This window comes from Actinocorallia sp. B10E7, assembly GCF_039871655.1.
Classification (GTDB): Bacteria; Actinomycetota; Actinomycetes; order Streptosporangiales; family Streptosporangiaceae; genus Actinocorallia.
This window is the reverse complement of record NZ_JBDPLZ010000001.1, coordinates 119,276-133,887: the sequence shown is the minus strand read 5'-3', so window position 1 is coordinate 133,887 and position 14,612 is coordinate 119,276. Positions and strand designations below refer to the sequence as shown.

General features: G+C 70.0%; 15 protein-coding genes. 10 read left to right on the top strand and 5 right to left on the bottom strand.

The features are described from left to right. Window positions 1-87: 87 nt before the first annotated feature. Together ABGB12_RS00620 and ABGB12_RS00615 are read right to left on the bottom strand one after the other, a co-directional pair. Window positions 88-843 carry a nuclease-related domain-containing protein gene (locus ABGB12_RS00620; RefSeq protein ID WP_347673577.1) on the bottom strand — a complete coding sequence of 252 codons (756 nt, stop codon included), beginning with the start codon at window positions 841-843 and terminating at the stop codon, window positions 88-90. 184 nt (window positions 844-1,027) lie between these two features. Next, window positions 1,028-2,161, bottom strand: coding sequence for a PP2C family protein-serine/threonine phosphatase (locus ABGB12_RS00615; protein ID WP_347673576.1), 1,134 nt, complete (start codon window positions 2,159-2,161; stop codon window positions 1,028-1,030). A gap of 159 nt (window positions 2,162-2,320) precedes the next feature. Here ABGB12_RS00615 and ABGB12_RS00610 point away from each other — a divergent pair, with 159 nt between their 5' ends. The 6 genes from ABGB12_RS00610 (at window position 2,321) to ABGB12_RS00585 (ending at window position 6,423) form a co-directional block, all read left to right on the top strand. Further along, window positions 2,321-3,022 carry an energy-coupling factor ABC transporter permease gene (locus tag ABGB12_RS00610; RefSeq protein WP_347673575.1) on the top strand — a complete coding sequence of 234 codons (702 nt, stop codon included), beginning with the start codon at window positions 2,321-2,323 and terminating at the stop codon, window positions 3,020-3,022. Next, window positions 3,022-3,354: a PDGLE domain-containing protein gene (locus ABGB12_RS00605; protein WP_347673574.1), complete on the top strand. Its 333-nt coding sequence runs from the start codon at window positions 3,022-3,024 to the stop codon at window positions 3,352-3,354. The genes ABGB12_RS00610 and ABGB12_RS00605 overlap by 1 nt, the downstream gene beginning before the upstream one ends. A gap of 1 nt (window position 3,355) precedes the next feature. Then, window positions 3,356-4,132 (top strand): cobalt ECF transporter T component CbiQ, encoded by a 777-nt coding sequence (gene cbiQ / locus ABGB12_RS00600; protein WP_347673573.1) that lies wholly within the window; start codon window positions 3,356-3,358, stop codon window positions 4,130-4,132. Further along, window positions 4,117-4,866 carry an ATP-binding cassette domain-containing protein gene (locus ABGB12_RS00595; protein WP_347673572.1) on the top strand — a complete coding sequence of 250 codons (750 nt, stop codon included), beginning with the start codon at window positions 4,117-4,119 and terminating at the stop codon, window positions 4,864-4,866. Before cbiQ ends, ABGB12_RS00595 begins: the two co-directional genes overlap by 16 nt. 135 nt (window positions 4,867-5,001) lie before the next feature. Beyond that, on the top strand, window positions 5,002-5,937 hold the full coding sequence (locus ABGB12_RS00590) for an ATP-binding protein (protein WP_347673570.1): 936 nt from the start codon (window positions 5,002-5,004) through the stop codon (window positions 5,935-5,937). An 18-nt stretch (window positions 5,938-5,955) separates the two neighbouring features. Continuing rightward, window positions 5,956-6,423, top strand: a complete 468-nt coding sequence (locus ABGB12_RS00585; RefSeq protein ID WP_347673569.1) for a ribose-5-phosphate isomerase — start codon at window positions 5,956-5,958, stop codon at window positions 6,421-6,423. On the opposite strand, the gene ABGB12_RS00580 is transcribed toward ABGB12_RS00585, so the two are convergent. Then, entirely contained in the window at window positions 6,420-6,635 is a 216-nt protein-coding gene (locus tag ABGB12_RS00580; protein ID WP_347673568.1) for a hypothetical protein, read from the bottom strand. The genes ABGB12_RS00585 and ABGB12_RS00580 overlap by 4 nt on opposite strands. 25 nt (window positions 6,636-6,660) lie before the next feature. After that, complete coding sequence (locus ABGB12_RS00575) at window positions 6,661-7,275, bottom strand: DsbA family protein (RefSeq protein WP_347673566.1); 615 nt, start codon at window positions 7,273-7,275, stop codon at window positions 6,661-6,663. A gap of 125 nt (window positions 7,276-7,400) precedes the next feature. Here ABGB12_RS00575 and pepN point away from each other — a divergent pair, with 125 nt between their 5' ends. Further along, window positions 7,401-9,950: an aminopeptidase N gene (gene pepN, locus ABGB12_RS00570; protein ID WP_347673564.1), complete on the top strand. Its 2,550-nt coding sequence runs from the start codon at window positions 7,401-7,403 to the stop codon at window positions 9,948-9,950. 51 nt (window positions 9,951-10,001) lie between these two features. On the opposite strand, the gene ABGB12_RS00565 is transcribed toward pepN, so the two are convergent. Continuing rightward, window positions 10,002-10,766, bottom strand: a complete 765-nt coding sequence (locus ABGB12_RS00565; protein WP_347673562.1) for a hypothetical protein — start codon at window positions 10,764-10,766, stop codon at window positions 10,002-10,004. Between the two features lie 151 nt (window positions 10,767-10,917). Between ABGB12_RS00565 and ABGB12_RS00560 the strand changes: the two genes are divergently transcribed. The 3 genes from ABGB12_RS00560 to ABGB12_RS00550 all read left to right on the top strand — a co-directional run bounded on the left by ABGB12_RS00560 (window position 10,918) and on the right by ABGB12_RS00550 (window position 14,601). Beyond that, window positions 10,918-11,631, top strand: coding sequence for a L,D-transpeptidase family protein (locus ABGB12_RS00560; RefSeq protein ID WP_347673561.1), 714 nt, complete (start codon window positions 10,918-10,920; stop codon window positions 11,629-11,631). Between the two features lie 460 nt (window positions 11,632-12,091). After that, window positions 12,092-13,114, top strand: a complete 1,023-nt coding sequence (locus ABGB12_RS00555) for a serine/threonine-protein kinase (RefSeq protein WP_347673560.1) — start codon at window positions 12,092-12,094, stop codon at window positions 13,112-13,114. 41 nt (window positions 13,115-13,155) lie between these two features. Continuing rightward, window positions 13,156-14,601 (top strand): beta-N-acetylhexosaminidase, encoded by a 1,446-nt coding sequence (locus ABGB12_RS00550; protein WP_347673558.1) that lies wholly within the window; start codon window positions 13,156-13,158, stop codon window positions 14,599-14,601. The last annotated feature ends 11 nt before the right edge of the window (window positions 14,602-14,612 follow it).

The window sequence follows — 14,612 nt, the reverse complement described above, 5'->3', positions numbered from 1 at the left end:
GCAGCGGAGCGAGGATCGCCTGTTCCCTTTCGGGGGTCTGGGGGTCGCCCCCCAGGCCGACAGGCGACGGGCGCCCGGACCGCCGGGTCAGTCGAACTTGGACGGCAGGACCTTGGCGGCGGCTGCGGCGATCCTGGCGACCTCCTCGTCCGTCAGGACCTTCGGGCGCTTGCTCAGGTACGTCCGGGCCTTACCGCCCGAGTAGACGTCCACGTTGCGCACGGTCATGACCCGCCAGGGCACGGACGGCCCGTAGATCGCCACCGAAGGCTGCACCGGGATCTCCTGGCCCAGCGCCAGGCTGAGCAGCCGGCTGGCCTGGTTGGCCTCCCAGCGCGCCTCGTCCAGCCTGTCCTTCTTCTCGAACGGGCCGTGGAACAGCCGCATGTGCGACAGGGTGCGCACGGGCAGCCGCTTGTCCCAGGACTCGGAGTCGATCGCGAACACCCCGGTCGGGCCGATCACCAAGTGGTCGATCTGCCCGTCGCTGACGCCGTCGTCGTCGCGGGGGATGGCCCGGGCGTGCAGGATGTGCCAGCCCTTCTTGGCCAGCCCGTTCAGCTGCTTGGCGGTCTTGCGCTCGGCCGGTGACGCGGGGTGACCGCCGTCGCTCGCCCTGGCCTTGCGGACGGTGTCGACGATCACCGCGACCACCGCGGCGGTCAGGCCGACGCGGAGGTCGAAGGCGATCGCGAACAGCATGCCGATGACGGAGGCGAAGGCCACCCGCAGGATCCATCTGCGCACGTCGGGACGGGCGAGTAGTTCGCGGAACTCGAGCCTTCCGTCCGGTTTGCCTGGGGGCTGCCCTCGGCCGCCGCCGGTCTCGCCACGGTCGGTCATGGCCATAACTCAACACCTCTACGAGAAACGGACGTTTCGTGGTCAGGGGACCCGCGTACATGATCCTCTGCGCGCAGAGTAACCAGATTCGCCGACGGTCGCCTAGGGGTGTCCGGTTGATAGTTTTCTTGCCGGTCCTGTCGGTTTGACAACATTTACCGGTAGGTAGATTTCACTTCCCGGCTCACTGGCGCCAGAGCAGGACCAGGGCGCAGTCGTCATCGTGCGCGTCCGAGAGCGTCTGGACGATCTCCCGCGCGCCCTGGCGGAACCCGTGGGGCACCAGCCGTTCGGCCTCGCCCAGAAGGGCGTCGATGCCCGCGTCCAGGTCCCGGCCGGGGGCCTCGACCAGGCCGTCGGTGTAGAGCATGAGCGCGTCGCCGGGTCCGAGGCGGCCGGTCTCCGGTTCGCACTTGAGGTCGGGCACCACGCCCAGCACCACGCCCTTGGCCGTGCCGACCTGCCAGGTGCCGCTGGCGGAGGCGAACTTGACGGCGGGGGGATGCCCGGCGGACTCGATGGTGTACTCCCCGGTCCCCAGGTCGAGGACCACATGGACGGCGGTGACGAATCCCTCGTCCCAGCGCTGCCGGTGCAGATAGGTGTTGCAGGCCGAGAGGAACGTCTCGGGACGGACGGAGCCGAGCAGGCCGCCGAACGCCCCGGACAGCATCAGGGCCCTGGTGCCGGCCTCGATGCCCTTGCCCGAGACGTCCACCAGCGCGACCTCCAGGAGGTCGCGTTCGTCGTCGGCCGAGCGGTGCCGGCAGGAGACCACGAAGTCGCCGCCGAAGGAGGATCCGCGGGCCTGGGCCAGTTCCACCTTGCTGTCCCAGCCGCGCGGCAGCGTCGGGATCTGGCCCTGCCGGTTCAGCCGGTCGCGCAGTTCCAGCAGCATCGACTCGCCGCGCAGGCCCTGGACGCCCAGTTGCTGGCGGGTGCGCGACAGCGACAGGCCGAGCAGGGTGGTCAGCGCGAGGGTGATGACGATGCCGGGGGAGAAGCTGCGGTCCAGCGCGAAGGAGTCGATGCTCAGCACGACCGCGACCACGACGAGCAGCGCGCTGAAGGCGCGCACCCGCAGCACGAGGCCGCCGGCCAGGACGATGAGCACCAGGGCGCTGGGCGGGAACCAGCGCTGGGAGACCAGGAGCGTTCCCAGGCACATGAGGACCGCGGCGAGGGAGAGGGTGGCGAACAGGTACCGCTCGCGGATGCGCCCGCGCTGCAGCCAGCGGTAGAGGAGCACCAGGAAGGGCACGCGCCTCAGCTGGGCACGTACCTTCGGCGGGAACAGGTGAACCAGGCGCTGAAGCATGTTGCCCGCCACTGTACCGAGCGAATCGCTTGGAGTGCGGTAATCCACCGCACCCTTACCTCGATGCCACCGCCCGGCCGTTGCTATTGCGAATAGCTTGCAATTACTCTTGGCGGGTTCCAAACTAGAACAAAGGGCTCCTAGCAGGGAGGATTCACCGTGCATGTTCCCGACGGGTTCATCGACGCGCCGGTGTCGGTGACCGCGGGTGCGATCGCCGCGGCCGGGATCGCCGTCTCGCTGCGCGGCGCGCGCCGTGAACTGGACGATCTGACCGCCCCGCTGGCGGGACTCACCGCGGCGTTCGTCTTCGCCGCGCAGATGCTCAACTTCCCCGTCGCGGGCGGCACCAGCGGCCACCTGCTGGGCGGGGCGCTGGCCGCCGTACTGGTCGGGCCGTTCACCGGGATCCTGGTGGTCTCGGTGGTCCTCATCGCGCAGGCGCTGATCTTCGCCGACGGGGGGCTCACCGCCCTCGGCGTCAACATCACGGTCATGGCGATCGTCACCGCCCTCGTCGGGTACGGGGTGTTCAAGCTCCTGGTGAAGGTGCTCCCCCGCACCCGTCCGAGTGTGACGGCGGCGGCCTTCACGGCCGCGCTGGTCTCGGTTCCCGCCTCCGCCATGGCCTTCGTCGCCTTCTACGCCGTCGGCGGCACCACCGAGGTCCCGCTGTCCACGGTCATCCCGGCCATGCTGGGCGTGCACGTCCTCATCGGCGTGGGCGAGGCGCTGATCACCGGGCTGACGGTCTCCAGCGTGCTGGCCGTCCGGCCCGACCTGGTCTACGGGGCCCGGGGCCTGGCCCGGCCGCTCCGGCTGACGGTCGAACCGCAGAAGACCGAGGAGGCCGCGGCCTGATGAGCATGAAGCGTCTGCTGGCCCTCGGCGTGCTCGTCGCCGCCGTTCTGGCCGGGATCGTCAGCTACTACGCCAGCTCCAGCCCCGACGGACTGGAAAGGGTCGCCGGGGACAAGGGCATCAACGCCAAGGAGGAGGAGCACCCGCTGGGCGACTCCCCGCTGGCCGACTACGGCGTGAAGGGCGTGGAGGACGAGCGGGCCTCCGTGGGACTGTCCGGGGTCATCGGCGTGGGCGTGGTGCTCGTCGTGGGCACGGGGCTCTTCTGGGGCCTGCGGAGCAGGCCGGGCTCCCGGGAGGGCTCCCAGAGCAAGCCGAAGACGCACTCCTGAGATGGGCGCGGGCCACTCCCACACGCTGTACCGGCCGGGGGACTCCCCGGTGCACCGGCTGCCTCCGCACTGCAAGATCCTCGCCGCGCTCGGCTTCGTGCTGGCCGTGGTCGCCACTCCGCGCGAGCAGATATGGGCTTTCGCGGCCTACGCCCTGCTGCTCGCGGGAGTGACCGCCTACGCCCGGGTGTCGCCGGGGCACGTCGCCAAACGGGTGCTGATCGAAGTGCCGTTCGTGGCGTTCGCCTTCCTGCTGCCGTTCCTGGCGACCGGGCCCCGGGTGGAGGTGCTGGGCCTGGAGGTGAGCCAGAACGGCCTGTGGGGGGCCTGGAACATCCTCGCCAAGGGCACCCTCGGCGTCATCGCCTCGATCCTGCTGGCCACCACCACCGAGCCCAGGGTGCTGCTGCTGGGCGTCGAACGGCTGCGCGTCCCGCAGCTGCTCACCCAGATCGCCACTTTCATGTTCCGTTACGGCGACGTGGTGGTCGAGGAGATGCGCCGGATGAAGGTGGCCCGTGCGGCACGCGGCTTCGAGGCGCGTGACCTGCGTGATGTCCGGATCCTGGCGCGCTCCCTCGGCGCGCTGTTCCTGCGCTGTTTCGAGCGGGGCGAGCGGGTCCACCTGGCGATGCTGAGCCGCGGTTACGAGGGGCGGATGCCCGTTCTGCAGAGGGTGGCGGCCTCCGGCGGGCAGTGGGCCGCCAGCGCGACTCTGCCCGGGGCCGCGGCAGTGGTCTCGCTGGCTGCTTGGATGGCACAGTGGATGCTTCTCTAGAGGTCAGCGGGCTGGCCTACGCCTATCCGGACGGAACCCAGGCGTTGTTCGGCGTGAACGTCATGATCGGCAAGGGTGAGAGGGTGGCCTTGCTGGGGCCCAACGGGGCCGGCAAGACGACCTTCGTTCTTCACCTGAACGGCATCCTGCACGGAGGCGCCGGGACGGTGCGTGTCGGCGGGCTGAAGGTCGACCCGGGGGACAAGAAGGCGCTCAAGGAGATCCGCCGCCGTGTCGGCCTGGTCTTCCAGGACCCGGACGACCAGCTGTTCATGCCGACCGTCCGGGAGGACGTGGCGTTCGGGCCGGCCAATCTCGGCGTGCGCGGAGCCGAACTGGAGCGCAGGGTCGTCGCTGCGCTGGAGCGGGTCGGCATGGCGCATGTGGCGGACAGGGCGCCCCAGCATCTGAGCTTCGGGCAGCGCCGCCGGGTGGCGGTGGCGACGGTCCTGGCGATGGAGCCGGAGATCCTGGTGCTGGACGAGCCGTCCTCCAACCTGGATCCCGCCTCCCGCAGGGAGCTCGCCGAGATCCTGCTGTCCCTGGACGTCACGGTGCTGATGGTCACCCACGACCTGCCGTACGCCGCGCAGCTGTGCCCCCGCGCGCTCATCCTCTCCGAGGGGGTGATCGCCGCGGACGGGCCCACCCGCGAGTTGCTGTCCGACGAGGAGCTCATGGCGGCGCACCGGCTGGAGCTCCCCTACGGGTTCGTCGTCCCGCAGCACTCCTGATGCGGCACCCCTGATCCGATGGATCTCCGGGTGTGACGGCGCGTTCCGGTTGCGCCACCGCGGGTGATTCGCAAGACTGGCCATGACAACGGTTTTCATTCTTGTATCACTGGATCGCACTCTCCGGGGGGCACTGTGAAGGTCGCGTTCGTGGGCAAGGGCGGCAGCGGGAAGACGACGCTCTCGTCGCTGTTCATCCGCCATCTGGCCGGGGTGGGGCTGCCCGTCGTGGCGGTGGACGCCGACATCAACCAGCATCTGGGCGTCGCGCTCGGCCTGGCCGAGGGCGCGGTGGTCCCCGCCCTCGGCGACCACCTGCCGGAGCTCAAGGAGTACCTGCGCGGCGGCAACCCCCGGATCTCCTCGGCCTCGGCGATGGTCAAGACGACCCCGCCCGGCGAGGGCTCCCGGCTGCTGCGCCTGAACGGTCCCGACCCGTTCCACGTCGAGTTCGCGCTCTCCCTCGAGCCCTCCCTCAAGCTCCTGGCCACCGGCCCGTTCACCGACGACGACCTGGGCGTGGCGTGCTACCACTCCAAGACCGGCGCGGTGGAGCTGTACCTCAACCACCTGGTCGACGGGCAGGGCGAGTACGTCGTGGTCGACATGACCGCCGGGGCCGACACCTTCGCCTCCGGGTTGTTCACCCGGTTCGACGTGATGTTCCTGGTGGCCGAGCCCACCCGCAAGGGCGTGAGCGTCTACCGGCAGTACACCGAGTACGCCCGCGACTACGACGTGACGATCAAGGTCGTCGGCAACAAGGTCCACGACGAGCAGGACGTCGCCTACCTGCGCGAGCACGTGGGGGAGGACCTGCTCACCTGGTTCGGCCACTCCCCGGCGGTGCGGGCCGTCGAGCAGGGGCGGCCCGGCGCGCGTCTGGAGGAGGCCGGGGTCGCCGCCCTGGACGTGCTGCGCAAGACCGTCGACGAACAGGTCAAGGACTGGCCGAAGTACCTGCGCCAAGCCGTGGAGTTCCACCGGAAGAACGCCCGGAGCTGGGCCAACCGGGCCGTGGGCGAGGACCTGGAGGCGCAGATCGACCCCGGGTTCGCGTTTCCCGCCTGACCTGGGAGACTAGAGGCCATGCGAGTTTTCCTGGGATCCGACCACGCCGGCTACGAGTTGAAGGAACACCTGGTCGGGTGGTTGAAGGCCAACGGCCATGAGCCCGTCGACTGCGGCCCGTCGGTCTACGACGCCCTCGACGACTACCCGCCGTTCGTGCTGCGTGCGGCCGAGGCCACCGCGGCCGAGCCCGGCTCCCTGGGCATCGTGCTGGGCGGTTCGGGCAACGGCGAGGCGATCGCCGCCAACAAGGTCAAGGGCGTGCGTGCCGCGCTGGTGTGGAGCGAGTCCACCTCGACCCTGGCCCGCGAGCACAACGACGCCAACGTGATCAGCCTCGGGGCGCGCCAGCACTCGCTGGAGGAGGCCACCCGGTTCGTGGAGCTGTTCCTGGCCACCCCGTACTCCGGCGAGTCCCGGCACACCCGCCGGATCGACATGATCAGCGAGTACGAGACCGACGGGAAGCTGCCCCCGCTGCCCTAACCCTGACCGCCGTTCTTGCGAAGCCTGCGAAGACGCCGCCGTTCTCCCTTGCGGGAGGTCGGCGGCGTCTGCGTCTCCGCGTTCTGCGGGGTGCCGCTCTCCCCGTCCGTTCCGGGTGCTCCGGCGTCGGCGGAAGCCTGGTCGTCACGGGGACGGGAGACGTCCCGGACCCGCATCGCCATCCCCGGGGTGATCCGCGTCTGCTGGCTCACGGACCCGACGGTACCCGTGGCGTTACTACTCGAAACTGGGCGAAACGTCGCGAGAGCGCTTGAGCTCAAAGAAACCGGGCGTGCCGGCGACCAGACGCACGCCGTCCCAGAGCCGGACGGCGTCCTCGCCCCGGGGGGTCGGGGTGACCACCGGGCCGAAGAAGGCGACGCCCTCGACCTCGATGACCGGGGTGCCGACGTCCTGGCCGACCTTGTCGATGCCCACCTTGTGGGAGGCGCGCAGCGCCTCGTCGTACTCCTCGCCGCGGGCCGCGTCGATCAGGGCCGGGTCGAGGCCGGAGGCCTCCAGCGCCTCGACGACCACCTCGTCGCTCACGCCGCGCCCCTGCTCGTGGATGCGCACGCCGAGCTCGGTGTAGAGGGTGCCGAGGATCTGCGGCCCGTACTTCTGCTCGGCGGCGATCGCCACCCGTACCGGGCCCCAGGCCTTCTCCATGGCCTCGGCGTACTGGGCGGGCACCTCGCGGCCCTCGTTGAGCACGGCGAGGGACATCACGTGCCAGCGGGGTTCGATCGGCCGCAGCGCGGCGACCTCGTGGATCCACCGGGAGGTGATCCAAGCCCAGGGACACATCGGGTCAAACCAGAAGTCGACCGGGACTCTCTCGTTTTCGGACAAGCCAAACTCTCCTCACCTCAGGCTGTTTCCTCTGCGGACAACCCGGGGAACGAGCGGCGAATTCCCGCGGGCCGGGTAGACATGAAAAGATCCAGAGAGCTATCGGACGGATTTCGGGAGGGCACGTGGCAGGCAACCTCACGCGCGACGAAGCGCGGGAAAGGGCCCGGCTGCTGACCGTCGAGTCGTATGAGGTGGAGCTGGACATCACCGCCGGTAACGGCGAGGGCGCGGTCTCCACCGGTACCGAGCGCTTCGGCTCGGTCACGACGGTACGGTTCGTCGGCGCCGAGGCCGGTGCGACCACCTTCATCGACCTGCACGACGCGGTCGTCACGGAGGCCGTGCTGAACGGGACCCCGCTCGACCCCTCCACCTACGACGCCGAGAAGGGCAGGCTCCCGCTGCCCTCCCTGGCCGAGTCCAACGAGCTGGTCGTCAAGGCGGAGATCCTCTACTCGCGTACGGGCGAAGGCCTGCACCGGATGGTCGACCCGGTCGACGGGAGCGTCTACCTCTACACGCAGTTCGAGACGGCCGACGCGCACCGCATGTTCGCGTGCTTCGACCAGCCCGACCTGAAGGCCGTCTACACGTTCACCGTGACGGCGCCCCAGGGATGGCAGGTCGTCTCCAACACCGCTCCGGAGCAGGAGGGCGGGGTGTGGCGCTTCCCGGTGACGGAGAAGATGTCCACCTACATCACCGCGCTCGTCGCGGGCCCGTACCACGTGGTGCGCGACTCCTACGACGACGGGCGCATCCCGCTGGGCATCTACTGCCGGGCGTCCCTGGCGGAGTTCCTGGACGCCGACGCCATCTTCGAGGTCACCAAGCAGGGCTTCGAGTACTTCGAGCGCGTCTTCGACGTCAAGTATCCCTTCGGCAAGTACGACCAGCTGTTCGTGCCGGAGTTCAACGCCGGCGCGATGGAGAACGCGGGCTGCGTGACGTTCCTGGAGGACTACGTCTTCCGCTCGCGCGTGACGGACGCCGCCTATGAGCGCCGTGCGGAGACGATCCTGCACGAGATGGCGCACATGTGGTTCGGCGACCTCGTCACCATGCGCTGGTGGGACGACCTGTGGCTGAACGAGTCGTTCGCCACCTACATGTCGGTGCTGTGCCAGGCCGACGCCACCCGCTGGAAGAACGCCTGGACGACGTTCGCCAACCTGGAGAAGGCCTGGGCGTACCGGCAGGACCAGCTGCCCTCCACCCACCCGATCGCCGCCGACATCCCCGACATCCGCGCGGTGGAGGTCAACTTCGACGGCATCACCTACGCCAAGGGCGCGTCCGTCCTCAAGCAGCTCGTCGCCTACGTCGGGCTGGAGAACTTCCTCGAGGGCGTGCGCCGCTACTTCCAGCGGCACGCGTGGGGCAACACCGTCCTGGCGGACCTGCTGGACGCGCTGGAGGAGACCTCCGGCCGGGAGCTGACCTCCTGGTCCAAGGAGTGGCTGGAGACCTCGCAGGTCAACACGCTGCGGCCGTCCTACGAGCTGGACGAGTCCGGCGCGTTCTCGCGGTTCGAGGTGCTGCAGGAGGCCGTGGCCGAGTACCCGACGCTGCGTTCGCACCGTGTCGCGATCGGCCTGTACGACCGGACGGACGAGGGCCTGGTGCGCCGCAAGCGCGTCGAGCTGGACGTCGTCGGCGCCCGTACCGAGGTGCCGGAGCTCGTCGGCGAGCGCCGTCCCGACCTCGTGCTGGTCAACGACGACGACCTCACCTACGCCAAGATCCGGCTGGACGAGCACTCGCTGCGCACGCTCGTCTCCTCGATCGGCGAGATCAAGGGGAGCCTGCCGCGGGCGCTGTGCTGGTCGGCCGCGTGGGACATGTGCCGCGACGCGGAGATGGCCACCCGCGACTATGTGAAGCTGCTGCTGTCGGGCATCGGCGGCGTCACCGACATCTCGGTCGCCCAGACGCTGCTGCGCCAGGTCCGCACGGCCGTCAGCCAGTACGCCGACCCGGCCTGGCGGGACACCGGCCTGTCCCTGCTGGCCGACGCGCTGTACGACCTGGCGCGGGCCGCGGAGCCCGGCTCGGACTTCCAGCTCAACTACGTCCAGGCCTTCACCTCCTCGGCGATCTCCGACGAGCACCTCGACTACGTCAAGGGCCTGCTCGACGGCTCGGTCGTGCTGGAGGGCCTGAAGGTCGACACCGACCTGCGCTGGACGCTGCTGCGCCGGCTGGTCGTGCGGGGCAGGGCGGGCGAGGCCGAGATCGAGGCCGAGCACCGGCGGGACGTCACGGCCGCGGGCGAGCGCCACGCCGCCGCGTGCCGGGCCGCGATCCCGACGCCCGAGGCCAAGCGAGCGGCGTGGGACCGCGTCATCGGCGGGGACCTGCCGAACGCCGTCTTCCGCGCCACGCTGGGCGGGTTCGTGGAGCCCGACCAGGCCGAGCTGCTGGAGCCCTACACCGAGGAGTTCTTCGCCGAGGTGGGCCGGGTCTGGCGCGAGTGGAGCAGCGACATGTCGCAGACGTTCGCCGAGGTCGCCTACCCGTTCCTCAACATCTCGCAGGCGACGATCGAGCGCACCGACGCCTACATCGAGACGGAGAAGCCGCCGTCCGCGCTCGTCCGGCTGTTGTCGGAGGGCCGTGACGGGGTGGCGCGGGCGCTGCGCGCCCGGGCGAAGGACGCCGCCGCGGGCTGACGGAGCTGTTCGAAGGGGCCGTCCGGAAGTTCCGGGCGGTCCCTTTTCGCGTCAGTCCAGTTCGCCGCGCAGGCCCTGGAGGCTGGGGCCGTACAGGTGCAGCACGCGGGAGCTGAGCTCCTGGACGCTCACCGCGCCGGACTTCCCGGCCGAGCGGCGGTGGATCCAGGAGGGGATGCGCCAAGGCCGCATCAGCACGACGCCGCCCGCGGTCATCCGGGTGTCCTTCGGCTTGCCGCCGTGCACCGCGACGATGATGGACGCCTTGACCGGAACCCCGAGGTCGCCCGAGAGCGCCTCGGAGACGCTCTGCGCGAGCTTCTCGAGCTTGGCCACGACGTGGGCGTGGGACGCCTTGCCGACGAACAGCCGTCCTTTCACGGAGAGCAGTGTGTCCTCGGGGGAGTACACCTGGTTCTCCACCAGCCAGACCCGGCCGTCGCCGACCACGAGATGGGGGAAGGGGCCGTAACCGGGGACGACGCGTCGGTGCAGCACGCTGTAACCCCGTAGTTCCAGCACCTTCAGGATGCGCGCGGTGTGCGAGGCTCCGCTCTCTCCCCGCCGCCACACCCGGGTGGTCAGCCGCTTCTGGGCCTCGACGAGCAGGTCGGTGGCGATGTAGGCGAGTCCGGCGACGACGGCGATGACGGGGTTGACGAGCCACCAGGCCAGGGCCGTGATGATGACCGCGTTGCGTGCCCGGGTCTTCCACCGTCTCTCCCTGCCCTCCATCCACAGCCGTTCGTGGACCTGTTGGGGGGAGTTGCCTACCAAGGCCGAATTGTCGCTCTGGTAGATGTTGTTGCCGAACATACTTCTATGGTCGCTTAATCACGGTCAAAAGCAATATATCCGAGCGGTAACGGAGAGTTGTCAAATCACAGGACGGACTCCGCTGTTGACACTCTTCGCCGCGATATGGTCGTGTTTCTCAGATCGGATCGATCATCCTTGGGGTGCATAAGTGAAGAAAGTCACGCTGGGGGCGGTGCTGCTCGCCGGTTCGCTCGTCCTGGTGCCGCTGGCGGAAGGGGCTTCCGCGGCGCCGGCCGCGGTGCCGGCGGGCGCGCGGGCGGCGGCCGAGCCGAATCTGAAGGTGGGCAGCAAGGGAGCCGCGGTCAAGCGGCTGCAGCTGCGGCTGAAGGAACTGAGCTATGACCCGGGCAAGGCCGACGGGAACTACGGCTCGACGACCCGGGCAGCGGTCTGGGCGTTCCAGAAGGTGAACAGACTCGAGACGAAGACCTCGGGCCTCGTCGGCAAGAAGACCTGGGCGGCGCTGAAGGACCCGCAGACGCCGAAACCCGTCACGCCCAAGAGGCTGCGGGAGTCCAACCGGGTCGAGCTCCTGATCGGACGGCAGCTCGTCGTCGTGTACAAGAAGAACAAGATCGCCCTGATCAGCCACACCTCCACCGGGAGCGGCCGGTACGAGGACGGGGCGGTCTCCCGTACGCCGCGCGGAAACTTCCGCGTCTACCGGAAGATCAAGGGCGTCCGGGTGGCCAGGCTGGGCACGCTGTACAACCCGATCTACTTCTACCGGGGGTACGCGCTGCACGGTTCGGCGAACGTCCCGCTCTACCCGGACTCGCACGGCTGCGCCCGGCTGCCCTTCGGCACGGACATGAAGATGTTCGGCCTGGTGCCGATCGGCTGGCAGGTCTACGTGAAGTGAACGACGTAGAAGGCCCGGACCTCGCGAGGTCCGGGCCTTCTACGTTTAGCCGGGGCCCGTGTGCTAGGACCTCCCACCCCTGGGGCTCTTGCACACGGGCCGCCGGTCCGCCGCGCGATCCCCTGACACCGGTCGTCGTCCGTCGAGGAGGAGCCGACGACGATCGGCGGTCCGGGTTCCGCGCGACCCCGCTTAGCGGAGATGTCTCAAGACTAAGGAACGAGATCGCACGGAAGGCTACGTCCCCGTGACGTGTTTGTTTCGTACGCTCCAATTCGCGGGGTGCCCCGGCCGTGTACCGGATGGCCACATCGGGATGACGATTCGGTTGCATGCGCCTCCCGCGACGGACAGATGGGGCACCCTGGACCTCGGACGATCTCGGTCGACGGAACAGGTGCAGGTGCGGGAGACGCTGCCGGGTGGCATACATCCGCTGACGACGCAGGACCCCCGGACGGTGGGCGGCCTTCAACTGCTGGGCCGTATCGGCTCGGGCGGGATGGGCACCGTCTACCTCGCGGAGGAGGCCGACGGGAGACGGGTGGCGGTGAAGATCATCCATCCCCGGCTGGCCGAGGACAAGGTCTTCCGCGCGCGCTTCGCCGACGAGGTGGCGCTGGCCGGACGGGTCGCCTCGTTCTGCACGGCGCAGATCATCGGGCACGGCGAGGACCGGGAGCTCCACCCGTCGGGGCTGCCGTACATGGTCAGTGAGTACATCGGCGGGGTCCCCCTGGCGCGGCGGGTGCACGAGAGCGGGTCCCTGCCCGTCTCGGACCTGCACGGGGTGGCGCTGGGAGTGGCCACGGCGCTGGCCGCCATCCACGAGGCGGGGCTGGTCCACCGGGACCTCAAGCCGTCCAACGTGGTCCTGACCCTCTCGGGGCCGCGGGTCATCGACTTCGGCATCGCGCGTGCGCTGGACGCCAGCACCTCCTGGACGACGACGGGGACCGTGCTGGGCACCCCGGGCTGGATGGCGCCCGAGGTGCTGGTGGGAGGGAGCGCCACCCCCGCCGCGGACGTCTTCGCGTGGGGGCTGCTCATGGCCTACGCGGGCACCGGGCGCCCGGCCTTCGGCGCGGGGCAGGCGCTGGACGTGGCGCGCCGGGTCGTGCAGGACGAACCCGACCTCGAAGGGCTGGAGGAGGGGGTGCTCCGCGAGCTCATCCGCGCCGCGTTGAGCAAGGCGCCGGAGGAGCGGCCCACGGCCCCGGAGCTGATGATGCGCCTGGTCGGACGCGAGCCGGAAGAGCCCTCTCCCGCGTCCCCGCCGGCGCCGGCGCCGGATGCTGTGCCGGCCCGTTCCGCCCGGCCCTGGGGCGCCATCGCGCTGATGGCGACGGTCGCGGCCCTGTCGCTGGGGATGGTGGTGGCGCTGTCCAGGAATCCGCCGGTCCCCGCGCAGACGCCGTCGAAGGTGACGCCTTCGATGCTCGAGATGGTGCAGAAGGCGGGGGAGGAGAGGTCCCGGCCCTGAGCCCCTTTTAACTGTTAATAAACCTGTCTATTATGGGTGTCGTGAACCCTTCGCTGATTCCGGCTCCGCACACCCTGGTCGTGCACGACGGCGCTTTCGAGCTCACTCCCCGGACCGCCGTGCACGCCCCGGAGTGCCACGCCACCGGGTTCCTGACGGCGCTGCTGCGGCGTGCCACCGGCTACGCGCTGCCGGCCGCCTCGGAAGGAGCGCTTCGGCTGTCCCTGGACGGGCCGGAGGAACTGGGCCGGGAAGGCTACCGGCTGGACGTCGACACCGAGGGCGTACGGCTCCGAGCCCACACCGAGGAAGGGCTCTTCCGGGGCGTGCAGACCCTGCGCCAGCTCCTGCCCGCGCGGATCGAATCCCCGCGCCCGTGCCCCGGCCCCTGGCCGATCCCGTGCGTCTCCATCACCGACGCGCCGCGTTTCCGCTGGCGGGGAGTGATGCTCGACGTCGCCCGCCACTTCTTCGACGTGGAGGCGGTCAAACGTTTCATCGACCGCGCGGTCCCCTACAAGTTCAACATCCTCCACCTGCACCTGACGGACGACCAGGGCTGGCGCCTGCGGATCGAATCCCATCCCCGCCTCACCGAACACGGCGCCACCTCCCAGGTGGGCGAGGGGCCGGGAGGGCACTTCACCCAGGCCGACTTCGCCGAGATCGTCGCCTACGCGGCCGCCCGCCATATGACGGTCGTCCCCGAGATCGACCTCCCCGGCCACACGCAGGCCGCCATGGCGAGCTACCCCCACCTGGCCCCCGACGGCGCCGACACCGGGCTCTACCGCGGCATGAAGGTGGGCTTCAGCCAGCTGGCCGTCCACAAATCCACCACCTACGACTTCCTGGACGCGGTCTTCGCGGAGGTGGCCCCCCTCGCCCCCGGCCCCTACCTGCACCTGGGCGGTGACGAGGCCCACCAGACCAGCGCCGAGGACTACGCGGCCTTCATGACCCGCACGATCCCGCTGGCCGCCGGCCGGGGCAAGACCGTCGTCGCCTGGCAGGAGGCCGCGGCCGTCCCCGGCCTCCCCGAAGGCACCCACCTGCAGTACTGGCGCCCCGCCCGCGAGCCCGTCGCACCGGCCCTGGCGGACGCCGCCTCTCGCGGCCTTCCGCTCATCATGTCCCCCGCGGACCACGCCTACCTGGACATGAAGTACGACGACTCCACCCCTCTCGGCCTCACCTGGGCGGGGACCCTGGGCGTCCGACAGAGCTACGACTGGGACCCCGAGGCCCTCGTCCCCGGCGCCCGCGTCGTCGGGATCGAGGCACCCCTGTGGACCGAGACCCTCACGACCCCCGACGACCTCGACCACATGCTCTACCCCCGCCTCCCCGGCCTGGCCGAGGTCGCCTGGTCCCCGGCCGCCAGGGACTGGGCCTCCTACCTTCCCCGGCTGCGCGCCCACACCCTCCGCTGGGACGCCGCGGGCATCACGTCCTACCACCGCTCCCCCGAACTCCGGGAGGACTGACCCCGCTCTGA